Consider the following 26739-nt stretch of genomic DNA (forward strand, 5'->3'; position numbering starts at 1 on the left):
TAAGTTTAGTAGCACCAGTAGGCGCAACAAGTATCGTAACGGATGCTAATGGCGACATTACAAGTTTCGCAGTACCAAACGAAGGAACATGGAGTGTAGATGAAACCACAGGAGTAATCACTTTCACGCCATTATCAACATTTACAGAAGACCCAACAGTTATCAGTTATAATGTAGAAGATAATGATGGCAATCAATCTAATGATGCGACGGTTACAATTACTTATATTGTGGTAACAACAGATGCTATCAATGATGTAAATAATACATTTAAAGATGTTGCAGTAAATGGAAATGTGATTACAAATGATATCGATGCTGAAGGTGATATACAAACAGTGTCTGATTATAGTCCATTAAGTACAGAAGGCGGAACCATAGTTATGAGTCCAAATGGTGATTATGTTTACACACCAGCTGAAGGTTTCACCGGAACAGATACTTTTACATACACAATATGTGATGATGGTTTCCCGCAAGCTTGTGATACAGCTACGGTAACTATCAAAGTTTTAGCCGATCCAAATACAGGAGTGAATGAAGTTATAGCGAATAGTGATACAGCAACAACGGAAGCAGGAAGTTCAGTAGATGTTGTTGTTTTAGCAAATGACATCGATCCGGAAGGTGATGCGCTAAGTATTACTCCAGGATCAGTTACAGATCCGGTAAACGGAACGATAGTAGAAAATGCAGATGGAACTATTACTTATACACCAGATGCTGGTTTTGTAGGTGAAGATACATTCACATATGAGATTTGCGATACAGGTAGCCCACAAGCTTGTGATACAGCTACGGTAACTGTAACTGTAGATCCATCAAACGGAATGGATAATGATACCTATGCTAATGATGATGCTTATAACGGTAACCCAAATATGGATATCGCAGGTAGCGTATTAGATAATGATACCGATCCAGAAGGCGATACACCAACTGTAAATACAATACCAGTTACTGGTGTTGAGAACGGAACATTAGTGTTAAACCTTGATGGTACGTTTGTTTACACACCAAACCCAGACTTTAGCGGAACAGATAGTTTTGTATATGAAGTTTGTGATAATGGAGTACCACAAGCCTGTGATCAAGCAACGGTTTATATCACAGTAAACCCTAATGTTTACCCAATGATTGAGTTGTTAAAAACTGCAGTTGTAGATAGAGGAGTAGATGGCCGTGTGAATGAAGGTGATATTGTTACATATACATTTACTGTTGAAAACACAGGAGATGTTACAGTAAGTAATATTACAGTTTCAGATGTTATGCTAGGTGTATCTAATTTAGCGATAATATCAGGAACATTAGACCCTACGGAAACAGGAACAATTGAGTTCGATTATGCTATTACTGCTGCAGATATTTTAGCAGGAAGAATTGAAAATACAGCAACTGCAAATGGAACAGATCCTTATGGAGATTCAGTAAGCGATATATCAGATGATCCTAATGATACGAACACAACAGATATAGAAGGTGATGGTGAAGCAGATGGTCCAACAGTAACATTGTTAAGAAGTCCTTATTTAGAATTAACTAAAGATGGAGTTTATGCCGATGCCGATGGAGATAATGTTGTAGAAGTAGGAGAAATTATTACTTATACATTTACTGTTAGAAACACAGGAAATATTGATGTAACAGGATTAACTGTTGATGATGCAAAACTAGGGGTTACAGGTTTACCGGTTTCGCCAGCAGATTTAACACCTGGATCTACAGGAACGGTAACTTATGATTATTCACTTACTCAAGCAGATTTAGATGCAGGAGTTGTGTACAACGTAGCAACAGCTAATGGAACAACAAGTGAAGGTCCAGTTAGCGATGAGTCGGAAGATCCAACACCAGTTGGTCCGTCGCATCCAGCATACGATCCAACGTGTCCAGATTGTACAGTAACACCATTAACAAGTCCACAAATGGAATTGAGAAAAACTGCAACTATTGATATAGGGCGTGACGGTGTTGTTGAAGAAGGTGATACAATTACTTATACATTCACTGTAGTAAATACAGGAAATGCAGTTATCGAAGGCATTACAGTTACGGATACTATGTTAGGGGTTATAGATGCACCAATAGTGTCGCCATTATTATTCCCTGGTCAAGTAGGTGTATATACATTCGATTACAAAATTACAGATGCAGATATTGCTGCAGGTCGTATTGAAAATACAGCAACAGCAAACGGAATCGATCCTTATGGAAATCCAGTAACTGATATATCAGATGATCCTAATGATACGGATACAATAGATGTTGAAGGTGATGGAGAACCAGATGGTCCAACAGTAACAGTATTACCAATTCCAATGGCAGATATTGTAACTGTAAAAGATGATGGAGAAGCAACTTATATAGCAGGTACAGATGTAGTTTATACAATTACTGTAACCAACAACGGTCCAAGTGATGCGGCTAATGTAATAGTTAGCGATCCATTACCAGTAGGTATTATTGATGCCACATGGGTTGGAGATAACGGAACAAGTGGAACGGGAGCATTGACTGATACAATCGATTTATTCTTAGATGGAGATTCAATAACTTACACAGTTACGTTAAGTGTGCCATTTGAGTTTACAGGAGATTTAATCAATGCAGTAACTGTAACAAGTGATACTATGGATCCAGATCCAACTTGTGTAGATTGTATAGATTTAAATACACTAGAGCCAGCATCGGATATTGGAGTAACAAAAGAAGCAAGCGTAGAGTCTGCTCTTGTTAATGATGAAGTGACTTTTACAATCACTGCTCAAAACTTTGGACCTCAAAATGGAACTAACATTGTAATAGAAGATGTATTGCCAAGTGGATACGAATATATTTCTCACTTAACAACATCTGGAGTTTATGATGAAGCTTCTGGCTTATGGTCAATAGATGCCTTAGAGTACAACGGTGTAGAGTTATTAGAAATTACAGTTAAAGTATTAAACTCTACAGATTATACAAACGTAGCTACTGTATTAAGTGTAGATCAAGTAGATTTATATGATGCTAACGATTCTGATGAAGTTACTTTAGGAGTTGTACTTTCAACAACATGTATAGAGGTGTATAGTACATTCACGCCTCATAATGTAGATGGAATTAACGATTACTTTACTATTGATTGTATTGAGAATTATCCAAAAAATACCTTGAAAATTTATAACAGATGGGGGTATGAAGTTTATACTGCTAGCGGATATAATAATACTTGGGATGGTGTGTCAAACGGACCTAGAACAGTAAATGAAGAAGATAAAGTGCCAGTAGGAACTTACTACTACGTTTTAGATTTAGGACAAGGAGACGAGCCAAGAATAGGATGGTTATACATAAACTAATAAGAGTTGAATACGTAAATTATTAAAAAATTAAAAATGGAAATACAACATAATATATTAAAACTCTTAGTGCTGTTTTGCTTTTTCTCCTTTATTGTAGAAGAAGTAGAAGCACAACAAGACCCTCAGTATACGCAATACATGTACAATACCATGAGTGTAAATGCAGGTTATGCTGGTACGGGTGGAGATTTTACTGCCACAGGGTTGTATCGTACACAATGGGTAGGTGTCGATGGAGCTCCAAAAACAATAACATTTGGTTTGGAAACTCAGGCAGGAGAACGTGTTGGTTTAGGTCTAAATATTATTCAAGATGAATTAGGCCCATCTAACGAAGTTTATTTGGATGGGAATTTCTCATACACCATTCCTGTTGGCTTAGAAACTAATTTATCATTCGGTATTAAAGCCGGTGTTAGATTTTTAGATGTTGATTTTGCTAAAGGAACGGCTGAGCAAATGAATGATCCTAATTTAGAAAATATAGATTCTAAGTTTTTACCTTCTATAGGTGGTGGTATTTTTTATCATCATGATACCAAATGGTATTTAGGTCTTTCGGTTCCTAATATTATTAGTTCGCAGCATTATGATGAGTTTATCCAAAGTGTGGCAGAAGAGCGCTTGCATGTCTTTTTAATAGGTGGGTATGTGTTCGATTTAAGTGAAAATTTAAAGTTTAAACCAGCCTTTTTAGGAAAAGGTGTTTCTGGTGCCCCAATATCTGTAGATCTTTCTGCCAACTTTTTGTTTAATGAAAAGTTGACTTTAGGTTTAGCCTATAGATGGAATGGTTCTGTTAGTGGTTTGGCAGGTTTTCAAATATCTCCCGAATTATTTGTTGGGTATGCTTATGATTATGCAACAACACCAATAAATGAGTACACAAGCGGGTCGCACGAAATTATGTTAAGATTCAACATCTTAAGACAAGGAAAAATTAAATCTCCAAGATTCTTCTAAAAATTATATTATGAACAAAATTAAGATACTATTAATTATAGGTTTTTGCTTTACTTTTTCCGGTATGTCTGGTCAAAGTAAAATTGTAGCAGAGCGCTATTTTAATGAATTCGCCTATGTTAAATCTGCCCAATTATATGGTGATATAGTTAAAAAAGGTGACTCTTCGCAAGTTACCCTGCAACGCTTAGCAGATTCTTATTATAACAACGCAGATGTTACGGAAGCGCAATTTTGGTATGCGTTACTTTTCGATAAATATAAAGTACAGCTAGATAGCGAATATTATTATAAATACGGATTAACGCTAAATGCTTTGGGCGAAAAGGAGTTAGCGAAAGAGATGTTTTCTCAGTATGCACTTTTAGAGAAAGATGATGTTAGAGCAAAACAGGTGCTATTAGGTTTAGTAGAAGATGAAAATAATATAACCTATAATAACATCACAAACTTAGATATAAATACAAGCTATTCAGATTTTAATGGCTTTGTAAAAGATAGTTCGCTTTTTGTTTTTTCAACACAACCATTTTCTGGGAAAAGTAAAAAAATATATAAATGGAACCGTCAGCCTTTTTTAAATGTTTACAAAGGTAATATTGGAGAAGATACACAGCTAAGTGAATTAGATTATCTAAAAGGAGATGTAAATACAAAGTATCACGAGGCGACTTTAGTAATTAGTAAAGATGGAAAAACTATGTTTTTTACTAGAGATAATTATCATGGTAAAAAATTAAGAAAAGCCAAAGACAAGACTACAAATTTAAAATTATACAGAGCCGATTTAGAAGATGGAGAGTGGGTTAACGAAAGAGAATTGCCTTTTAATAGTGATGAGTATTCAGTTGGGCATCCTACTTTAAGTTTAGATGAAAAAGAACTTTACTTTGTGTCTGATATGCCAGGAGCGATAGGAGAGACCGATCTTTTTAAAGTAATCTTAGATATCGATAAAAATCAGTATGGAATTCCAAAAAACTTAGGCTCTGGAATTAATACAGAGGGTATGGAAATGTTCCCTTTTATAAGTGAAGATAATACCTTGTATTTTTCTTCTAACGGGCGTTTTGGTTTTGGTCTTTTAGATATTTATAAAACAGATTTAAATAATAAAGAAGAAAACAAAGTTTATAATTTAGGAGAGTCTATTAATAGTAATATGGACGATTTTGCCTTTACATTGAAAGATGAAAATTCTGGTTATTTCTCATCAAATAGAACAACCGGTAAGGGAGATGATGATGTTTATAGCTTTGGTTCTACATCTCCTTGCTTACAAAGTATAGTTGGTGTTGTAACCGACAGCTTAAGTAAATCAATTTTGCCGGAAGCAACAGTTAAATTAATTGATGCAAGTGGTAAAGTTTTGAAAGAGGTACTTAGTGATGTTGGCGGAAATTATACGTTTACTAAAGTTGCTTGCGATAGTGAGTACACTATTATAGGTTCTAAATTAGATTATGTCTCAGATCAAGAAACTGTTGTAACCAACTCTGAAAGAGGGAAGGTAAATCAGGCAGATTTAGTATTGAAAGCCTTAATAGTTGGAAATGAAATTGTGATTAACCCAATTTTCTTCGACTTTGATAAATACATCGTTAGAGACGATGCAGAATATGAATTGGAGAAGATTGTTACAGTAATGAACAACCATTCTGATATGGTTATTAAAATTGAATCTCATACCGATAGTCGCGGGTCTAAAGCTTACAACAGAGAGTTGTCTGATAAAAGAGCGAAGTTCACGCAATACTATTTATACACTAGGGGTATTGCAAAAGCACGTATAGAGAGCGCTATAGGTTATGGAGAAGATCAATTATTAAATAACTGTGATGATGCAAATACAAATAACTGTAGTGAAGAAAAGCATCAACGTAATCGTAGATCGAAATTCATTATTGTAAGTGGCGGAACCAATGTTACTGCACTAGATCCAAGTGTGGCACCGTTGCATAAAGTAGATAAAAAACCTGGTAAAAATTAAGTGTAATACCATAGTTTAATATAAAAAACGAGCTATTTTCATTCTGAAGATGGCTCGTTTTTTTTGTGTTGCTCGTATATCAAATAAAACGTTAAGTAAGTATAATCTAGGCTAAAGCATATTGCGTAAGTAAATTACGATATTAATTGATTAAATCTTTCCGTAATTGAAAAAAAACATTTAACTTTTCTCCTTGTATAAGTTAACGCGCAATTTATGGCTATTAGTTTTTCAAGACATAAACTATTTGAGAACATTTTTAATTATGCCATGGGCGGTCTCGCCATTGTTGGTATGCGCGGTGAGTGGATAAAGGTTAATGATAGTATCGTAAAATATTTGGGTTATTCTAAGGAAGAACTCTACACAAAAACCTTTCAAGATATTACACATAAAGAGGATATTAATAAAGATTTAGGAGCTATGCGCGCTTTACTTCGTGGCGATATTTCTAATTATACTATCGAGAAGCGCTATTTTCATAAAAATGGATCTATTGTCTGGGTAAGACTTTCGGTATCATTAGTAAGAGATGATAAAGATGAACCTGAGTATTTTATTTCTGAAATACATGATATCTCTCAGCAAAAATTGGACCAAGAGGAGCTGAAAATTTTACTAGATTTAAGTAAAGAACAAAATAATAGATTATCAAATTTTGCAGATATTGTTACACATAATTTAAGAACGCATTCTTCTAATTTGGAAACATTAGTTGGTTTTATATCTGTGGAAAAAGGAACCGTTGATGCCTGTAAAAGTGAGAATTTTGATTATTTAAAGAAATCTATTAAGAATTTAAATGATACGGTATCTCACTTAAGTGAAGTTGCCAAAATAAAATCAATGAACAAAGAGGAGGTTAAATCTTTAAACCTTCATGAATATTGTAATAAGGCTATTTATAATGTTAGTGGTTTAGCAAAAAACATAAAATGTAAAATTGAGAATAATGTAGATCCTAAACATGCGGTTTTAGCCATACCAGCTTTTTTAGATAGTATCATTTTGAATTTTTTAACCAATGCTTTAAAGTATAGCGCTAAAGATAGAATAGCAGAGGTGTTGCTGTTTAGTGAAATAAATAAAGATTTTATTGTAATCACTTTTAAGGATAATGGTTTGGGAATCGATATGGAGACTCATGGAGACCAACTTTTTAAAATGTATAAAACATTCCATAAACATAAAGATGCGCGAGGTGTTGGTTTATTTATAACCAAAAACCATATTGAATCGCTTGGAGGTAAAATTGATGTGAAAAGTGAATTAGGGAAAGGGACAGAGTTCTCAGTATCCCTTAAGAAAGCCGTTTAAAGGGTTTGTTTTAACTTAAAGATAATATTAAGAGTATTTTTATAGTATATAAAAAAAGCGAGCCGTTTGGCTCGCTTTTTTTAGTTTATGATCTTAATGGTTGATTTGTAATTAAATCTACATATAGATTTACTCTGTCTTTTAAATCTTTTCTTAGAGTAATGAAATCTAAGAAACCATGTTCTAGTAAAAATTCTGAAGTTTGAAAACCTTCTGGTAATTCTTTTCCAGTAGTATCTCTAACAATTCTAGGTCCTGCAAAACCAATTAACGCACCAGGCTCGGCTATGTTGATATCACCTAGCATAGCAAAAGATGCTGTTGTACCTCCCGTAGTTGGGTCTGTACATAAAGATATGTATGGTAAACCGGCATCGGCTAATTGTGCAAGCTTAACAGATGTTTTAGCTAATTGCATTAATGACAATGCAGCTTCCATCATTCTAGCACCTCCAGATTTAGAAATAACCATTAAAGGTAATTTGTTTTTTAAGGCGTAATCTGCAGCACGTGCAATTTTCTCTCCTACAACACTACCCATAGAACCTCCAATAAAAGCAAAATCCATACAAGCTACTACTAAATCTTTTCCTTTAGATTTACCAACAGCGCAACGTACGGCATCTTTTAGTTTTGTTTTTTCTTGAGCGGCTTTTAAGCGGTCTGGATATTTTTTAGTATCCTCGAATTTTAATGGATCTTTAGAGTCTAGGTTTTTATCTAGTTCTTTAAATTTATTATCATCAAAAAGGATTTCAAAATATTCTTTACTTCCTATTCTAACGTGATATCCATCTTCTGGACTTACGTAAAAGTTTTTTTCTAATTCTTCGGCATCTACAATTTTACCTGTTGGAGATTTGTACCACAGTCCTTTTGGAGTGTCTTTTTTCTCTTCCGTAGTTGTAGTAATACCTTTTGTTTTTCTTTTAAACCAAGACATAGTGATGTGTGTTTTAAAGTTTAAAGCTTTAATATTAAGCCGTTAACTGCGTTAAGGATTGATGCGGCATCCTTTTTGTTTTTAGTTAAAATGCAAAGCAATTTTAACTAAAAATAAAAAGATACAGCGGAAAGCCTGGCGGCAAAATTAAACCTTTTTTTAATTTTGTGGTAACGCCAAAGTGATTTTATTGACTTTTATCCTTTAATTTTTTGATTTAGAGTATAATATACAAAAAAAGGCTCTGCTATATGCAGAGCCTTAATATGTGTTATAAAACAATCTATAATATTATAGAGTGTTTACGTTGTTTAAATCTTCAAAAGCTTTCTTTAAACGTGCAATAAAGGTTTTTTCACCTTCACGTAACCAAACTCTTGGGTCGTAAAATTTCTTGTTTGGAGAATCAGAACCATCAGGGTTTCCAATTTGTGCTTTTAAATATTCAGATTTTCCACCCATGTAATCACGGATACCTTCCATGAATGCATATTGTAAATCTGTATCAATATTCATTTTAATTACACCGTAGCTAATACCTTCTCTAATTTCTTCTACTGTAGATCCAGATCCACCGTGGAATACAAAATCGATATGGTTTTCTTCAACACCATATTTTTTTGTAATAAACTCTTGAGAATTTTTTAATATTTTCGGAGTCAACTTAACGTTACCTGGCTTGTAAACACCGTGTACGTTTCCAAAAGCTGCTGCAATTGTAAATTGAGGACTTACTTTACTTAATTCTTCGTAAGCGTAAGCTACTTCTTCTGGCTGTGTGTATAATTTAGAATCGTCTACATCAGAGTTGTCTACACCATCTTCTTCACCACCTGTAATACCTAATTCAATTTCTAAAGTCATGCCCATTTTAGACATTCTTTCTAGGTATGTTTTACAGATTTCGATGTTTTCTTCGATTGGCTCTTCAGAAAGATCAATCATGTGAGAACTGAATAAAGATTTTCCAGTTTCTTTGAAGTGTATTTCACTAGCATCTAATAAACCGTCGATCCAAGGTAATAATTTCTTAGCACAGTGATCGGTATGTAAAATTACTGGAACACCATAAGCTTCTGCTAAAGTGTGTACATGTTTTGCACCTGCAACAGCACCTGCAATAGCTGCTTTTTGACCATCGTTGCTTAAACCTTTACCTGCGTTAAATTGCGCACCACCATTAGAAAATTGAATAATTACTGGAGCATTTAATTCTGCTGCAGTTTCTAAAACACCATTAATAGTGTCCGATCCAATAACGTTTACTGCTGGTAAAGCATAACCGTTTGCTTTTGCATGGTTAAAAATTGCTTGTACTTCTAGGCCTGTAGCTACACCTGGTTTTATATTGTGTCCCATTTTAATTTATTTATTATTAATTACTAAGTTACCAAAAGTAATCAATTTTTAAATAAAAAACTGAGATTTATACCGCTGAAAGTGCTAAAATAATACTAAAACGTTATAGTAAAAACGTGAAGAAAAAGGTGTTTAGAACGGGTAGTTTATACCGATATTATATACGGCATTGGTGAAATTATATTCGTTAAACCAACGGTCTTGCGTTTCGTTGGCAGGGTTGTAGGTTTTAAAACCAACATCGAACCTGAAAACAAAAAAGCTAAAGTCGTAACGTAAACCTAGACCAGAACCAATGGCAATATCTTTTAGGGAACTAAAATTATCGAAAGTGGCTCCTTCGGTTTCTACATCGTCAAATATGTTCCAAATATTACCAGCATCAACAAAAAATGCACCGTTTAGATTTCCGAATAAATTAAAACGATGTTCAAGATTTAAACCAAGTTTAAGGTTGGCTTCGTTAAACTCGTTTGTGGTTTGCGAACTTCCTGGGCCTAAACTATAGGCTGTCCAAGCTCGGTTATCATTTGGTCCGCCGGCAAAGAAACTTTTAGAAAAAGGAATACTTGTAGAGTTTCCGTAAGGTATTGCAATGCCTAAAAAGCTATGCATAGCTAATACGTTTTTATCTCCAAGATCCCAGTGTTTGGTGTAGTTAAATTCTGTTTTTACATACTGAGAAAAGGCAACATCTAAAAGCTCGTATCTGTCTTGAGAATCTTTTTGAAGGCCTATTAAACCAGCTGTACTCGCTAATATATTCCCTGCTAATTCTATTTTAAATTTAAAGATTGAAAAGTTTTCGTCAAAAATATTAGTTCTACCATCTTTAGTGAAACTGAAACTAGACGATAGTATTAAGTTGTTTTCTGTTAAACGTGTTTTACGCTCGTCTATAGCTTGTATGGTTGATACTTGATCTGTAGATAATTCTGTAGGTGTGGTGTCTCCCAAAGCATAGGCTATAAACTCATCGGCTTGGTTGTTTGGATTATCGGAATTAGGAATGTTTAATTCTTCATCTGGACCAACATAACCAACTTCTTGCGCAATATTGTTTAGCGTGGTAAACGATGTGGTATAAACTCTAAAGTAATTTTTAATGTTTAGGTTATTAATATATTGAATATTAAAAATATCTAATCGGTTAGTAACTTTCTTATTTGGCTGCCAATTAAAATTAAAAGCACCACTAAAAGTTTCCTTATCTAAACCAATGTTAGTTTGGCTGGTTAGCGATAAGCTAATATTGGTACTAGGCGACATGTATTTTGGAATAATACGCTCGGTATAAAACGGAGAAAACAGCCTAGGGATAGTTAGTTTTAAATCGAGACCATATTCGTTAATATCAAAAAACGGATCGTCTATATTGTTTTTATCTTTGGAAGAACCAATAGACGCAATACCCGATATTTGGAAGGTTTCTGCACCTCTAAATATATTTCTTATCTGTAAACTCGGGTTTAAAGAAAATCCAAAATTCTGAATATTACTTTGAGACACATCTGCACTAAAACCAAAATTAAATTTCTTTAAAGGCGTTAAGCGTATAGTATCTGTTAAGGTATTATCTTCATGCTCGTAATACTCAATGTTAGGGTATTTAAAGGTGCGCAGCTCGTTAAGGTGTCTATACGTTCTGGTTCTATCTAAATCTTTAAAAATAGTACCTGCATTAGTGAACATAGCATCGGTAAGTGCACGTGGTCTATATTTTATTTTATCGTAAGCATAAATATTATAACCATTGTATTTTATAGAATCTAGAAATGGTTTTCCTCTGTTTTCAAAAGAATAATCGGTGATAATATTTACATCTCTAATGGTGTATATTTTAAAAGGAACACGTGTTATAGAATCTTGGTTTCGAATAGCACGGTTTAAAATATTAATACCAACATTCATTTTTTTATTCGTACCAATGGTGTCAATATCCATGGTAATATAATCTTGCGAGAAATGGTAAACTCCAGAGTTTCTAATTATGGTAGCCAAGCGTTCGCGCTCTTGCTCAAAATTAACGGTTTTATATTGTTCGTTACTTTTTATTAATGCATCCTTTTTTATCTTTTGATAAATGGTGTCAATAATTGGCGATTTTATATTCTCGGTAATGGTATCTATTAAAAAAGGTTTTCCTGTTTCAACTTTATACTCAACCTTAGCGCGTTTATCTTCAGTTTTAGTAATCTCGTAATCGGTTTTCGCATCCAACCAACCATTATTAATATAATAACTATTTAGGCGGGCTATGGATTTTTGTGTTTTTAACTCGTTAACAAGTACAGGTGCTTCTCCTGTTTTTTTAAGCCATGCATTAAAATCTCTTTTAGATTCAAGAAATTTATTTAATTGTTTTTTTGAAAGAAAATTTTCTAGATGCTCTTTTTTCTTTGGTCGCTTATTTAAATCGGCATTTATAATAGAATCGATATTAGGTCGTGCTAAATTATAAATGTGTAAACGCAGCGGTACACCTAAAAACGGAATTTTAGTATTCGGTTTTTGGTAAAGTAAATTGTTTAAGGTTTCGTTACTTTCTTTCTCGCCATTAACAAGAATAGTGTTTTCTGAAAGTACGTGCTCATCATCGGAAACACGCTTTAAGCTATTACATGCAGTAATACATATAAAGCCGCCTAGTAAAATTAATATGGTTTTGAATTGAAGTTTCAAATGTACTAGTCCTTAATTTTGGTTAAATCTGTTTTCAGTATGTTTCAACTGAAAAAATAATTAAAATATGCGTTACGCGTTCAAAAATACATTTTTTTCAACTGAAAAATTAATGTCTAGGCTATTGTTACTAATATTTTCTTTTTCTTTATCAAAAAATAACAAAAAGGCATGCTTAGTAAAAGCCAGATAAAATTAATAACGAGTTTAAAGCAAAAAAAATATAGACAAGACCTTGGTTTTTTTGTTGTTGAAGGTGTTAAAACAATAAAAGAATTATTGGCGTCTAATTTAAAGCTTCATGCATTATATACGACGGAATCGTTCAATATTGATGCCAAAGATGAAGTTTTAATTTCTGAAACCGATTTAAAGCGTATTAGTTTTTTAAAAACGCCTAATACAGCGTTAGCAGTTTTTAAAATTCCTGAACAAACACCTGTTGAAGCCAAAGGACTTATTGTGGCTTTAGATGATGTTCGCGACCCGGGAAACTTAGGAACCATAATTAGACTTTGCGACTGGTTTGGTATAAAACAATTGGTGTGTAGTAAAGCTACCGTAGATTGTTTTAACCCAAAAGTGATACAAGCTACTATGGGCTCAATTACAAGAGTAAATGTTAGTTATGTGGATTTAGAAACCTTTTTAAAAGATATTGATATGCCTGTTTTTGGTGCTTTTATGGATGGCGAAAATGTTTATAAAAAGCAATTGCCACAACATGGCGTTTTAGTGATGGGTAATGAGGCTAATGGTGTCTCGAAAGCCGTAGAGGCTTTAATTACTGAAAAGATTAGTATACCAAGATTTGGCGATTTACAAGCTACAGAGAGTTTGAATGTAGCTACAGCAACCTCAATTTTGATAAGTGAGTTTAGGAGAGGTTAATGGTTGTTATAAATTGATATGATTGTGTTTTTGTAGTCTAAAATGCTGTTTTTGGAATATTAGTGAGTTTCGTTAAAGAGTCAATTTCTTTTTTGTATTCGGCTTTCCATCCAATTCCATTTAGTTTATCCAAGTAATTGTTTATTTGAGAATTGTAAATTTCAATTCCGTTTTGTTCTGATTGACTTATTATACAGCCAAAATTCACAATCTTAAATCCGTATTTTTTGCTAACCTTGTTTAAATCTGAAGTTGCTAGTATAGCTTCACCAAAAAAAACAATTTGAGGATTATTGTCTGCAATATGAGATTTTGCAGTTAAATAATTATAGCGATTAAAGAATCCGAAATTCCAAAGTGAAACTCCAATTCCGATTAGCATAATTGTAATAAAAAGTAGAGTTTTCTTTTTTCTCATTTATATAATAAATGGTTAAGGTTTTGATTTCGAGGGTTTTTTTAAGGAAAGTCAGATGTAGCAAACACGCAACGACCTTTGATTAAGCACTAAGCCGTAATTATTTTTATAAGGTGTTAGTAAACGTATTTTTCTTTTTTCAGATACTCATTCCATTCAACCTCCGTAAATCCGTGTTTTCCAAAACTTGTTCCTTTTCCAAATTCAGAGTCTTCCAAGTCAATTAGTTCCACGTAAAATAAATCAGATATATAAAACTCAACTACTAATCAAAAAGTAGTAGCTAAAGCAACTGCGCTTTTATCCGAATTCAGTCCGATATTTTGAATAAAATGATTGTCTTTGAAATTCTCATTTTCTTTAAAATTGATTTTATTCCGTTGTATTTCGTTTTCGTTCCGAGTGAGTTTTTTTTAAGCGTTACATTGTCAAGAGTTCGTCTTTCAATTTGATATTCTACCGAATCATTTTTTAATTCCGATTTTAGATCAAAGCATTTAGAATATGAAGTTGATGAATATCAAAATTGTATGTCATTTTGGTCATATGATTGCCAACAAAAGAATATCCTTAACCCTTCCTACTGAAAAGTAAAATTGATAAAAACACCACGACTTTTCATGCTATTGATATTGCTAGTCCATGGGCTGTTTGGATCTTCATCTCTAACCAACTCATCGTTTAAGCCAAATACACCACGAATGGATGGTGTGAATTTAAAGTTGTACAAATAGAAATCGATACCAAAACCTAATTCGTAGAATAGAGAGTTTTTAATAGTACGGAATTGTCCGTTTTTATTATCATTAGGGTTGTCTTGGTTACTCGAAAGGTTTAATGCAGTAGAGAAGCCGCCAACAACAAAAGGTTTAAAGTTATTAATACGTTTGGTAGAAACTTTAAGTAATAACGGAATGTGAATATAAGTCGATTTTACTTCGCGAGTTAAATCGCTAGTTCGAGGTTCTGCATCAACAAAATAAGTTGGGCTGTAATTTAATTCTCTAGTAGTAATTAGTAAACCTGGCTCTATACGGATGTCTAAAAACTTATTAATTCTTAAGTTTCCTATTAAACCAACATTAAAACCGGTAGTGCTTTTTACATAAACATCTTGTAAATCTTGATTGTAATCAAAGTTGAAATCGTAATTATTAAAACCTAGAAAATAACCCCAACGCAATAGTTTATATTCCGTAGAACCACGTCCTTGGTTGGCATCGTAGGTTATCTTTTCTTTTTTGAAAAGCTGTGCACTCGATGTTTGGATTACAAATAAAAATGCTAATAATGCAAAAACCTGCTTCATATTATTACTTACTCGATTTATAAATTGTGGCCACACCTAAAGTTTGTGGCAAATCTTCAACATCTATAAACCCGATTTTACGTAAAATATTGTTCAAAGCTTCTCCGTAAGGAAAAACAGATGCCGATTCGCATAAATATTTATACGCACTTCTATCTTTAGAAAACATTTTTCCGATAAGTGGTAAAATGTTTTTAGTGTAAAAATTATAACCTTGTTTATAAGGTGTTTTGTCTGGCATAGAGGTTTCTAAAATAACAAAAGTACCGTTAGGTTTTAAAACTCTATAGATTTCTTTTAAACCGTTTTCGAGCGATTCAAAATTACGAACACCAAAGGCTACCGTTATGGCATCAAAGCTATTATCTTCAAAAGGCATGTTTTCACTATCACCCAAAATCATTTCAATTTTAGAGTCTAAAGCCTTTTTAGTCACTTTTGTTTTTCCAATTTCAAGCATGCCGCTACTAATATCAAAACCAACAATTCTGCTAGCATTTGTTTCTGCTAAATTAATGGCTAAATCTCCAGTACCTGTAGCAACATCTAAAATACTATCAGGATTGGCATCCTTAACTATTTTAACAACTTTTTTGCGCCATTTAATATCAATTCCAAAAGAAATTACACGGTTTAAGCCGTCGTAATCTCCAGAAATGGTATCAAACATTTGGGTAACTTGTTCTTTTTTACCTAAATCGCTGTCTTTGTATGGTTTAATTTTCGACAAATCTTTATTTTTTTGGCAAACCTACATAATTTATTTCTACTTTATAATGTGTACTTAAAAGTGAAAAGAAGGTTATACTGTTTTACAGTGTCAAATTTATTAAATTTATAGGTATTAATAAGCTACATTTAGTTTTATAATGCAGATTTTAAATAGGTTCGTATTCTGTTATAAAGTTTCATTTTAAATAACTAATATTAATTTTGCACTATCTTTGCAGCACTTTATCATGAAGAATTACAAATGAAAATAATTATAGCAGGAGCTGGCGAAGTTGGATTTCATCTAGCAAAACTCCTATCATACGAGTCTCAAGAAATTACTTTAATAGATACCCAAAAGGATAGTTTAGCTTACGCAGACACACATTTGGATATTAGAGTTATTAAGGGAGATGCCACTTCTATTGCTATTTTAAAAGAAGCTAGGGTAGAGGCGAGCGATTTACTAATTGCAGTAACAGCAAGCGAAACCACCAATATTACTATTTGTGTATTGGCGAAACAATTAGGCTCGAAACGTACCATTGCTCGAATTTCAAATACAGAATTTATACACCATAAAGATGAGGTTGGTTTCACCAAATTTGGTATCGATGAGTTAATTTCTCCAGAAGCTTTGGCTGCAGCAGAAATTGAATTATCACTTAAACAATCGTCATTTAATGATACTTACGAGTTTGAAAATGGGGCTTTAACCATGATTGGTTTAACCTTAAGAAGCTCGGCATCCTTTGTTGGTAAAACAGTAAAAGAAGCAGCGAAAATATTCCCTGAACTTCACTTTGTACCTATTGCTATACAGCGTTTTGGTACGCAATTTACTATTATTCCGCGTGGCGATACCAAATTTAAACGTGGCGATCATGTGGTTTTTATAACCTCTAAAGGAGGAAATGAAGAGTTATGTAGACTTACCGGTAAACCAAATAGAGTTATTAAAAATGTGATGATTTTAGGCGGAAGTCAAATCGGGTTTAAAACGGCGAGATCTCTTTCTGATAAAGGTTTTAATGTGAAACTTTTAGAGGAAGATAAGGAACGTGCTTTTGATATTGCCGACGAGTTACCAAAGGTGTTAGTACTGCATAGTGATGGCAGAAAAGTAGATTTGCTCGAGGAGGAAAATATTGGAGGCATGGATGCGTTTATTGCGGTTGGAAAAAATTCCGAAACTAATATCATGACTTGTTTAGTGGCTAAATCTAAAGGCGTTAAAAAAACGGTAGCGCTAGTAGAGAATATGGATTATTTTGAATTATCTCATTCCATAGGTATCGAAACCTTAATTAATAAAAAATTACTAGCGGCAAATAATATTTTTAGATACATTAGAAAAGGTGAAGTGGTTGCCATGACGAAGCTTAGTAACATGAATGCAGAGCTTCTAGAATTTGAGGTAAAACCTACATCGGCCATTTGTAATAAAGTGATTAAAAATGTAGACTTTCCACGTTCTGCCATTATTGGTGGTGTTATTCGTGACGGATTGGGAGTTATTGCTTTAGGCGATTTTAAAATACAAGCAGGAGACCGTGTGGTAGTTTGTAGTTTATTACAATCTATAAAAGGTGTCGAAAAATTATTTCGCTAAAACGTATAGAGCCTGCTAAGTTGGGTTTTATATAATCAACAATAAATTTCCAAATGAAATTAAATTACAAAATCATTTTTCATTTCTTAGGTCTGTTACTCTTGTTTAACGGTGGCTTTATGTTACTGTCGGCATTAGTGAGTCTGCTTTATAAAGATGGTGTTACTTTTGATCTTTTTTTAGCAGGTATGGCTACCGTAATTATTGGTGTGGTTTCTATGGTTTTAACCAGAAACCATAATAAGGAAATGAACAAGCGAGAAGGTTATATTGTGGTAACTTTTGGTTGGATCATGATGTCGCTTTGTGGTGCTTTACCTTATGTTTTTACTGGAGCGATACCAAGTTTTACTGATGCGTTTTTTGAAACCATGTCTGGTTATACAACCACGGGAGCATCTATTTTAAACGATATTGAAGCCGTACCAAAGGGCGTGTTGTTTTGGAGAAGTCTAACACACTGGATTGGTGGTATGGGTATTATTGTACTCGCCATTGCTATTCTTCCATTGCTTGGTATTGGTGGTATGCAACTTTTTGCAGCCGAAGCTCCAGGGCCAAGTGCCGATAAATTACACCCAAGAATTACAGATACAGCAAAGCGCTTGTGGCTTATTTACTTTGGGTATACGGCCGCTGAAACTTTACTACTAAACTTAGCAGGAATGTCGTTTTTTGATGCTATTAACCATGCCATGTGTACGCTTTCTACAGGTGGGTTTTCAACTAAAAATGCTAGTGTCGCTTATTGGAATGATCAACCTATAATACAATACATTATAATTGTGTTTATGTTTTTAGCAGGTGTGAATTTTGTACTGAGTTACTTTGCTTTTAAAGGAAAAGTTCAAAAAATTATAGCCGATGAAGAGTTTAAGCTTTATAGTAAATTCATAATCATATTCACAGCCATAGCAGCTCTAATTATTTATTTTCAAGCCGATGCTTCTGTTTCTACAATAAATCATCCAATGGTTTGGGGAAAGGCCGAAAGTTCTTTTAGACATGCGCTTTTTCAGGTACTTTCAGTAATAACAACTACGGGGTTTGTTTCGGCAGATTATACACTTTGGTCACCATTTTTAGTGGTGTTCTTTTTTGGGCTTATGTTTCTTGGTGGTTCGGCCGGAAGTACATCTGGTGGAGTAAAAGTTGTGCGTCATTTAATATTAATTAAAAACGGGTTTTTAGAGTTTAAACGCACCTTGCATCCTAATGCTATTTTACCGGTTCGTTATAATAAACGTGCGGTTTCTGGAGATATCGTATTTAATGTTTTAGGCTTCTTTATTCTCTATATGTTATCTTTTATTATTGGAGCTTTGGTGTTTTCTATGTTCGGAATTCAGTTTGATGCTGCAATTGGTTTGGCGGCATCTAGTCTCGGGAATGTAGGGCCTGCATTAGGCGATTTTGGACCTGTAAATAACTATTCAGCTTTACCGCCATTAGCAAAATGGTGGTCGGCATTTTTAATGCTTATTGGGCGTTTAGAACTTTTTACAGTACTAATTTTATTTACACCATTTTTCTGGAGAAATAGGTAGGTTTAATTTTCAGAGTTGTGTTTGTTATACTGTAAATCAACATTAATAATGGTTTTTTTATCTTCGGAAGAATGATTTTATAGCTTTCAGATGAAGGCTGAAAGCAAGTTATATTCTCAATAAACTGATTTAATTTGAAGCTCATTTTTATATGAAACGTTTCATATAAAAAATCAAACAATTTTCCGAAGCAACGTTTCAGCAATTCATCTCAAAAAAGTATCTTTGAAACATTCAAAATCAGCACATGAACGTACATTTTATAGCCATTGGCGGCTCGGCCATGCACAATTTAGCCTTAGCGCTTCATAATAAAGGATATCAAGTAACGGGTAGCGACGATACTATTTTCGAACCTTCAAAATCTAGATTAGATGCCAAAGGTTTACTTCCAGAAACATTTGGTTGGTTTCCTGAGAAAATATCCGAACAGTTAGATGCTATTGTATTAGGGATGCACGCTAAAGCTGATAACCCAGAGTTGCTAAAAGCACAAGCGTTAGGCTTAAAAATTTATAGTTATCCAGAGTTTTTGTATGAGCAATCTAAACATAAAACTCGTGTAGTTATTGGTGGTAGCCATGGTAAAACTACAATTACGTCTATGATTTTACACGTAATGCATTATCATGATCGTGATGTAGATTATATGGTTGGCGCACAACTGGAAGGTTTTGATGTGATGGTGAAACTTACGGAAGACAATGATTTTATAGTTTTAGAAGGCGATGAGTATTTAAGTTCTCCAATAGATAGACGACCAAAATTTCATTTATATAAACCAAATATCGCATTGTTAAGCGGTATTGCTTGGGACCATATTAATGTGTTTCCTACCTATGAGAACTATGTAGAGCAATTCAGCATATTTGTAGATTCTATTGTTAATGGAGGAAGTATTAATTATAATGAAGAAGATCCTGAAGTAAAACGTGTGGTGGAAGCAAGCAATAATACCATTAGAAAAATAGCTTACCAAACACCAGAATATAAAGTAGAAAATGGTGAGACTTTTTTAGAAACACCAGAAGGACCATTGCCAATTGAAGTTTTTGGTAAACACAACCTTAATAATTTGGCTGGAGCAAAATGGATATGCCAACACATGGGTATTGATGAAGATGATTTCTATGAGGCCATTGCTACTTTTAAAGGAGCGAGTAAACGTCTAGAAAAAATAGCAGAAAGCAAAAACAGTGTTGCTTTTAAAGATTTTGCACATTCGCCAAGTAAAGTAGAGGCTACTACAAATGCGGTAAAAGAGCAATATGCTAACCGTACTGTGGTTGCTTGTTTGGAGTTACATACTTATAGTAGTTTAAACGCTGAGTTTTTAAAGGAATATAAAGGCGCTCTAGATGCTGCCGATGTTGCTGTAGTGTTTTACTCACCGCATGCCGTAGAGATTAAAAAACTTGCAGCAGTAACGCACGAGCAAATAGCTACAGCTTTTGAACGCGACGATTTAATTATTTACACAAACCCAGACGATTTTAAAGACTTTTTATTCAAACAAAATTTAGAGAATAAAGCTTTGTTGCTAATGAGTTCTGGTAATTATGGAGGCTTAGATTTTGAAGATGTAAAAGCTTTAATAAAGTAAGTTGTAATTATAATATAGATTTCAATACAGAGAAAACACTGCCCATTTTACTTATAAATGGGCAGTGTTTTTTTATATACTAATACTTAGTAATCGGTTTTTGTAAAGAGTAATTGGATGGCATAAATCTCTAACGGATAGTTATGGTTTTTCTTTTTTTTAGAAAATCTCGATTAAATAATCATTTTTGTACTTTTTAAGTATTTCGGTAAATAATTGTATTGAAAAAGTTTCGTATTAAAAAAAATCGCTTTAATTTAATGCCTATCTTTTCTCAAAACAAGAAGGCTTTTGTTTTTTTTATACACGAGCTATAATATTTTATATGAAGGTTAATCAAATTTCTTTAAACGAAAAAAACTGGAATCAAGGCTTGGCTTCAATAGCTATTGAACCCACTTTAATTATGCTTTTTGTTTCGCCAAATTTCGAAATTATAGATGAGGTTTTATCGGCAATACATTTAAAATATCCTGATGCTTTAGTATTTGGTTGCTCTACAGCTGGAGAAATTTCAAATGTTACTGTTAGAGATAAATCTATTTCGTTAACAGTTATTCAGTTCGATAAAACAAGCTTAAAACTAGTTTCTGTAAAATTAGATTCAGAAGTTGATAGTGGTAAAGCAGGAGAGCGTATAGGTCGCATGTTACAAAAAGAAGATTTAAAACATGTTATGGTTTTAAGCGATGGCTTAAATATTAACGGAGCCGATTTAGTTTCGGGTTTAAAATCTACTTTACCACATATTAGTGTTACTGGCGGTTTAGCGGCAGATGGCGAAGATTTTGAAAAAACCTTTGTAATTAAAAATAACCAAGTGCTAGAAAAAACAGTTTTAGGCTTAGGTTTTTATGGCGATTACTTGAGTGTTAATTATAGTTCTAAAGGAGGTTGGGATGGTTTTGGTATTGAGCGATTGGTTACAAAGTCTAAAAAAAATATATTATACGAGCTCGATGGGAAACCGGTATTAAAACTATATAAAGAGTTATTAGGTAAAGATGCCGAAAAGCTACCAAGTTCAGGGCTTTTGTTTCCTGTAAGTATTAGAACGAGTAAAAAAGCGAAAGCTGTGGTTCGAGGACTTTCGGGTATAAATGAAGCCGACCAAAGCTTAATTTTTGGCGCTAATATTCCGGAGGGAAGTTATTTGCGCTTGATGAAAGGTAATGTGGATAAATTGATTACAGGTGCGGAAGAATCTGCAATTTCTGTAACTCAAGGATTAAAAGAAACAATAGAATTAGTGGTTTTAATTAGTTGTGTTGGGCGCCGTTTGGTTTTAAAACAGTTAGCAGAAGAAGAGATTGATGCCGTGCGTAACGTCATTGGAGATACTTCAAAAATAACAGGGTTTTATTCTTATGGAGAAATAGCACCTTTAAACGAGTCTTTATGTGAGTTACATCACCAAACAATGACCATTACAACACTTTCAGAATGTTGAAAAACGACTATCATAGATTATTAAAAAGACAGCTTTTAAAAGCCGGTTTAAGTGAAACAGATAGCCCTGAGCTAGCTAGTTTTATAAAAACGGTAAACGAAGCCTACAATAGTTTTGATAAAGATGTTTATCATTTAGAAAATGTTCTTGAGTTAAGTTCTAAGGAGCTTTTTGCTCTAAACGAAGAGTTAACAAAAGATCATAATAAAACAAAATCGAAATTAGAACATATAGTTAGCCATATTGGCGATATTATTTTTGAAACCGATCTCGAAGGGAATTTTACCTATCTAAATCGGGCTTGGGAAAAATATATGGGGTGTTCTGTAAAAAAGACTTTAGGACGGAATTATAAAGAGTTTATTCCGAAGAAAAATGTAGAAGAAAACAAAAAACGCTACAATTTTTTTAATAAGAAGAAAACCGTATTTGTATTTAAGTTAATAAAGAATGATAAGGTAATGTGGTTCGAGTTGAAAGCTCAACTTTTTAAAAATACAGATAATGAAGCCTATGGTTTTATTGGTACCATAACCGATATTACCAACTTTAAGGAAATAGAAATAGCATTACATAAGGCAAGCATTTCTAAAGATGAATTTCTATCTACGATGTCTCACGAAATTAGAACGCCATTAAACGCCGTTACTGGTTTGTCTAATATTCTACTCATGGAAGATTATTTGCCAGAACAGGTAGATACACTAAAGGCTTTAAAATATTCTAGCGAGCATTTGCTTGGGTTAATAAACGATTTGTTAGATTTTAATAAAATTAAATCGGGCAAGGTCGATGTTATTGAAAAGGAATTTAGTTTAGTTTCTTTTTTAGATCATATAAGAGATCAATTTTCTATGCAGGCCGTTAAAAAAGATGTTCGATTTAAATTAGTTGAAGAGAATGACTTGCCCGAGGATATCATTGGAGATAAATTGGTGCTGAGTCAAATAGTACAAAATCTACTAAGTAACTCGTTTAAGTTTACCGAAAAAGGGAGCATTACACTTAGCGTGAAAAATCGAGGAATACTTAACGATAAAGTAACGCTTGGGTTTAAAGTAATCGATACGGGTATAGGCATAACGGAAAGTAGACAAGAAACTATTTTTGAAAGTTTTGTACAAGCAAGCTCGGAAACAGCAATAAAATATGGAGGCACTGGTTTGGGACTTTCTATTTGTAGAAGGTTGCTAAGGTTTAAAAATAGTGATTTAGAAGTTAGTAGTAAATTAGGTGAAGGATCTACGTTTTTCTTCAATATAGATTTCAAAATAAACCCTATTAAACACGTATTAAATAGTAAAACATCAAATTTAAAATCAATTTATAAACCATTAGATATTAATGTTTTGGTTGCAGAAGATAATAAAATGAATGTTCTTATTTTAAAGAAGTTTTTTGCTAATTGGGATGTTACTTACACTGTTGTTGAAAATGGTGCTGAGGTTTTAAAAGAGTTTGAAAAAGAAACCTGTGAATTCGATTTGGTTTTAATGGATCTTCAAATGCCTATTGTTAATGGTTATGAGGCAACAAAAGGTATTAGAAAGTTAGCCGATCCAAAAAAAGCAAATATTCCTATTGTGGCTCTAACGGCATTGGCACAAACCGATGTAAAAGAAAAAACAGAATTACATAAAATGAATGGTTTTATGGGGAAGCCCTTTGAACCAAACAAATTATATGCGCTTTTAGAAGTCTATAGTCATTCGTAGTAAATCTTTAATCGTTTGATTATCATCGTTTTTTTGAAATTCCAAAAAGAAAATATTAAAAAAATATGTAGATTTATCGAATGGCGGATAAACAAGGAGCATTTTCTATTAAAAATTGGAGTCAGGACGATCAACCTCGTGAGAAATTATTATACAAAGGTAAAGCCGCTTTAAGCGATGCTGAACTTGTTGCTATTTTAATTGGTTCTGGTAATCGAGAAGAAAGTGCCGTTGCTTTATGTAAACGAATTTTATCGAGTACAGAGAATAATTTGAGTGCTTTAGGTAAAATGTCTATCAAACAACTTACGGAATTTAAAGGTATAGGTGAAGCTAAAGCCATAAGTATAATCGCTGCTTTAGAGTTAGGTCGGCGCCGTCGTGGAGAAGAGGCGCTTCAAAAAAAGAAAATAACTTCAAGTAAATCGGTATTCGAACTTATGCAACCTATAATTGGTGAGCTCGAACATGAAGAGTTTTGGATTATATATTTAAATAATTCTAATAAAGTAATCCATAAAAATCAATTAAGCAAAGGCGGCATTACAGGAACATTAGTAGATGTTAGGTTAGTTCTAAAAAACGCGTTAGAAGTTGGAGCTCTTGGGCTTATCTTGGCTCACAATCATCCATCCGGAACTTTGAAACCTAGTGAAGCCGATAAAAATATCACTCAAAAATTAAAAACGGCCGCACAAAGTTTAGATATAAAAGTGCTAGACCACCTAATTATTACTGAAAAAGCATACTTTAGTTTTGCAGACGAAAACGTGTTGTAAGGTTTCATATTTAAAACACTATGAAACACCAAAAATTAGAACCGATTTTAAATATATAGGACTCAAAAAAAGTTATGTTATTAGTATATACTCATAAAATATCACCACGATTAAATTATGTTTTTAAGCATATTTGCACGCGTGTATTAGGCATAGATGTTACATTTACTACAAAGGTTGAAAAATTTATTGCCCACGATAGTATAAAAATGTCGTATACCAAACAAGCGTTAGGAAATGAGTTTTTTGTAAAAAGTAACGAGTTACTATTCGAACAAGGTTTAAATGATATTGAAATTAATGTCATGGATTGGGGCCATAGCAAATGCTTTTTTTTTAACGGAGACAAAAGCTTTATTCCTTTTGATATTTTTGCTGCATCTTTTTATTTATTGTCGCGATACGAGGAGTATTTACCTCATGTAAAAGATGAGTTTGGTAGGTTCACTGCATCAGAAAGTATTGCTTATAAGCATAAATTTTTAAACCAACCCGTAGTAGATATTTGGGCTTATAAATTTAAGGAAGCTTTACAAAAACAATTTCCCGATTTTGAGTTTCCAACAAAGACATACAGTATAAAACCTATTATAGATGTGCCAAATCCGTATCGTTACAAATTAAGTGGTATTATTCGCACCATTGGTGGTACATTAAAAGATGTTTTTAAGTTTAAATTTAAAAGTCTCTATACACGATTTATGGTACTCATGCACTTTAGTCACGATCCTCACGATACTTTTAAGTATGTTATCAATAAGCAAAAACAATCTAAATTTAGATTCAGTTTTTTCTTTTTATTAGGTGAATATTCTACTTACGATAAAGGAGCGAATGTGAATAATAAATCGTTTATATCGCTTATAAAACATGTTGGCGATTATAGTAATGTGGGCTTAAAAATATCATATTTTGCTATTGATGATGCTGATATTTTAAAGAAAGAAAAAACAAAAATTGAAGACATTATTAATAAGCCCTTGAGAGCTTCTCGCCAATCGTTTTCAAAATTGAACTTACCAGAAACTTACAGAAATTTAATAGAGTTAAACATAAAGGAAGATTATACAATGGGTTATGTAAACGAAATTGGTTTTAGAGCCGGTTCGTGCACACCATTTTTGTTTTACGATTTAGATTACGAAATACAAACACCACTTAAAATTTGTCCGTATCATGTTATGGACTTCGCTTTACTAAAGCATAAATCGCTATTAGATAAAAAGCGTGTTTTAAACAATATTATAAATGAAGTAAAACAAGTTAACGGCCAGTTTGTCTCCGTTTTTCATAACTATACATTAAGTTATAGCGATAGGTGGTCAGGCTTTAAAGACTTGTTTAATATTATCTTAGAATCAGGAAATAATGAAAATTAAAAATATAACCGATGTCTTTTTCGATTTAGACCATACACTTTGGGATTTCGATAAAAACTCGGCATTAACGTTCGAAAAAATATTCGAAATAAATAAAATAGAAGTTGAAATAAATAAATTCTTAGACATATACCTTCCTATAAATTTAAATTATTGGAAGTTGTATCGAGAAGATAAAGTATCTAAAGAAACCTTGCGTTTTGGTAGATTAAATGATGCTTTTTTAGCCTTAGAAGTTGAGGTTGGCCGTGAGGTGATTGATAAGCTGTCCGATGATTATATTGAACATCTATCTAGCTTTAACCATTTGTTTGATAATACTTTCGAAATTCTTGATTACTTAAATGAAAACTATAGTTTACATATAATAACCAATGGTTTTGATGAAGTTCAGCATAAAAAAATGGCAAAATCGAATATTTTACATTATTTTAATACCGTTACAAATTCGGAAATGGTTGGTGTTAAAAAACCAAACCCTAAAATTTTTAACTACGCCTTAGATTTGGCCAACACAAAAGCTGAAACAAGTATCATGATTGGTGATAGCTTTGAAGCTGATATTCTTGGAGCAAAAAACATAGGTATGGATGTTATTTTCTTCGATGTAAATAATATAACTTTAAATGATGACACAAAGCAAATAGATAATCTGTTAAGCTTAAGGCATTATTTATAAGAACACTATATACTAACTAGTGTTTTAAATTCGTTTGTAAACTGA

General features: G+C 33.1%; 19 protein-coding genes. 13 read left to right on the forward strand and 6 right to left on the reverse strand.

Features of this window, described 5'->3' with window-relative positions; genetic code table 11:
- The 4 genes from V6246_RS15770 to V6246_RS15785 all read left to right on the forward strand — a co-directional run.
- Positions 1 to 3344, forward strand: a 3344-nt coding sequence (locus V6246_RS15770; protein WP_341561419.1) for a DUF7507 domain-containing protein, incomplete at its 5' end; no start/stop codon positions are given.
- A gap of 36 nt (positions 3345 to 3380) precedes the next feature.
- The gene (locus V6246_RS15775) at positions 3381 to 4310 is read left to right on the forward strand and encodes a PorP/SprF family type IX secretion system membrane protein (protein WP_341561421.1); all 930 of its coding nucleotides are present in this window, start codon (positions 3381 to 3383) and stop codon (positions 4308 to 4310) included.
- Positions 4311 to 4320: 10 nt separating this feature from the next.
- Positions 4321 to 6300: an OmpA family protein gene (locus V6246_RS15780; protein ID WP_341561422.1), complete on the forward strand. Its 1980-nt coding sequence runs from the start codon at positions 4321 to 4323 to the stop codon at positions 6298 to 6300.
- A gap of 216 nt (positions 6301 to 6516) precedes the next feature.
- Positions 6517 to 7617, forward strand: coding sequence for a sensor histidine kinase (locus V6246_RS15785; protein ID WP_341561423.1), 1101 nt, complete (start codon positions 6517 to 6519; stop codon positions 7615 to 7617).
- An 85-nt stretch (positions 7618 to 7702) separates the two neighbouring features.
- On the opposite strand, the gene accD is transcribed toward V6246_RS15785, so the two are convergent.
- The 3 genes from accD to tamL all read right to left on the reverse strand — a co-directional run bounded on the left by accD (position 7703) and on the right by tamL (position 12601).
- Entirely contained in the window at positions 7703 to 8560 is an 858-nt protein-coding gene (accD, locus tag V6246_RS15790) for an acetyl-CoA carboxylase, carboxyltransferase subunit beta (RefSeq protein WP_159019272.1), read from the reverse strand.
- Positions 8561 to 8851: 291 nt separating this feature from the next.
- The gene (gene fbaA / locus V6246_RS15795) at positions 8852 to 9919 is read right to left on the reverse strand and encodes a class II fructose-bisphosphate aldolase (protein ID WP_159019273.1); all 1068 of its coding nucleotides are present in this window, start codon (positions 9917 to 9919) and stop codon (positions 8852 to 8854) included.
- Positions 9920 to 10051: 132 nt separating this feature from the next.
- Positions 10052 to 12601, reverse strand: a complete 2550-nt coding sequence (tamL, locus tag V6246_RS15800) for a translocation and assembly module lipoprotein TamL (RefSeq protein ID WP_341561426.1) — start codon at positions 12599 to 12601, stop codon at positions 10052 to 10054.
- A 171-nt stretch (positions 12602 to 12772) separates the two neighbouring features.
- On the opposite strand from tamL, the gene V6246_RS15805 reads away from it, so the two are divergent.
- A complete protein-coding gene (locus V6246_RS15805; RefSeq protein WP_341561427.1) occupies positions 12773 to 13492 on the forward strand; it encodes a TrmH family RNA methyltransferase in 720 nt (239 codons plus the stop codon).
- Positions 13493 to 13529: 37 nt separating this feature from the next.
- On the opposite strand, the gene V6246_RS15810 is transcribed toward V6246_RS15805, so the two are convergent.
- The 3 genes from V6246_RS15810 to ubiE form a co-directional block, all read right to left on the reverse strand.
- Entirely contained in the window at positions 13530 to 13910 is a 381-nt protein-coding gene (locus tag V6246_RS15810; RefSeq protein WP_341561429.1) for an FEKKY domain-containing protein, read from the reverse strand.
- 580 nt (positions 13911 to 14490) lie between these two features.
- On the reverse strand, positions 14491 to 15219 hold the full coding sequence (gene porT, locus V6246_RS15815; protein WP_074938942.1) for a type IX secretion/gliding motility protein PorT/SprT: 729 nt from the start codon (positions 15217 to 15219) through the stop codon (positions 14491 to 14493).
- A 4-nt stretch (positions 15220 to 15223) separates the two neighbouring features.
- The gene (gene ubiE / locus V6246_RS15820) at positions 15224 to 15949 is read right to left on the reverse strand and encodes a bifunctional demethylmenaquinone methyltransferase/2-methoxy-6-polyprenyl-1,4-benzoquinol methylase UbiE (RefSeq protein ID WP_159019278.1); all 726 of its coding nucleotides are present in this window, start codon (positions 15947 to 15949) and stop codon (positions 15224 to 15226) included.
- 243 nt (positions 15950 to 16192) lie between these two features.
- On the opposite strand from ubiE, the gene trkA reads away from it, so the two are divergent.
- From trkA to V6246_RS15860, 8 genes are all read left to right on the forward strand, one after another.
- Positions 16193 to 17542, forward strand: coding sequence for a Trk system potassium transporter TrkA (gene trkA, locus V6246_RS15825; RefSeq protein WP_341561432.1), 1350 nt, complete (start codon positions 16193 to 16195; stop codon positions 17540 to 17542).
- A gap of 53 nt (positions 17543 to 17595) precedes the next feature.
- Positions 17596 to 19089 carry a TrkH family potassium uptake protein gene (locus tag V6246_RS15830; protein ID WP_341561433.1) on the forward strand — a complete coding sequence of 498 codons (1494 nt, stop codon included), beginning with the start codon at positions 17596 to 17598 and terminating at the stop codon, positions 19087 to 19089.
- A 247-nt stretch (positions 19090 to 19336) separates the two neighbouring features.
- Positions 19337 to 20692 (forward strand): UDP-N-acetylmuramate--L-alanine ligase, encoded by a 1356-nt coding sequence (locus tag V6246_RS15835; protein ID WP_341561434.1) that lies wholly within the window; start codon positions 19337 to 19339, stop codon positions 20690 to 20692.
- 325 nt (positions 20693 to 21017) lie between these two features.
- A complete protein-coding gene (locus V6246_RS15840) occupies positions 21018 to 22142 on the forward strand; it encodes an FIST signal transduction protein (RefSeq protein WP_341561435.1) in 1125 nt (374 codons plus the stop codon).
- The gene (locus tag V6246_RS15845) at positions 22136 to 23857 is read left to right on the forward strand and encodes an ATP-binding protein (RefSeq protein ID WP_341561436.1); all 1722 of its coding nucleotides are present in this window, start codon (positions 22136 to 22138) and stop codon (positions 23855 to 23857) included. Before V6246_RS15840 ends, V6246_RS15845 begins: the two co-directional genes overlap by 7 nt.
- 80 nt (positions 23858 to 23937) lie before the next feature.
- A complete protein-coding gene (gene radC, locus V6246_RS15850; protein WP_341561437.1) occupies positions 23938 to 24636 on the forward strand; it encodes a RadC family protein in 699 nt (232 codons plus the stop codon).
- Positions 24637 to 24710: 74 nt separating this feature from the next.
- Complete coding sequence (locus V6246_RS15855; RefSeq protein WP_341561439.1) at positions 24711 to 26015, forward strand: polysaccharide deacetylase family protein; 1305 nt, start codon at positions 24711 to 24713, stop codon at positions 26013 to 26015.
- Positions 26005 to 26694 (forward strand): YjjG family noncanonical pyrimidine nucleotidase, encoded by a 690-nt coding sequence (locus V6246_RS15860; protein ID WP_341561440.1) that lies wholly within the window; start codon positions 26005 to 26007, stop codon positions 26692 to 26694. The genes V6246_RS15855 and V6246_RS15860 overlap by 11 nt, the downstream gene beginning before the upstream one ends.
- The last annotated feature ends 45 nt before the right edge of the window (positions 26695 to 26739 follow it).

Origin of the sequence: Algibacter sp. TI.3.09, from assembly GCF_038154905.1 — a bacterium.
Classification (GTDB): domain Bacteria; phylum Bacteroidota; class Bacteroidia; order Flavobacteriales; family Flavobacteriaceae; genus Algibacter.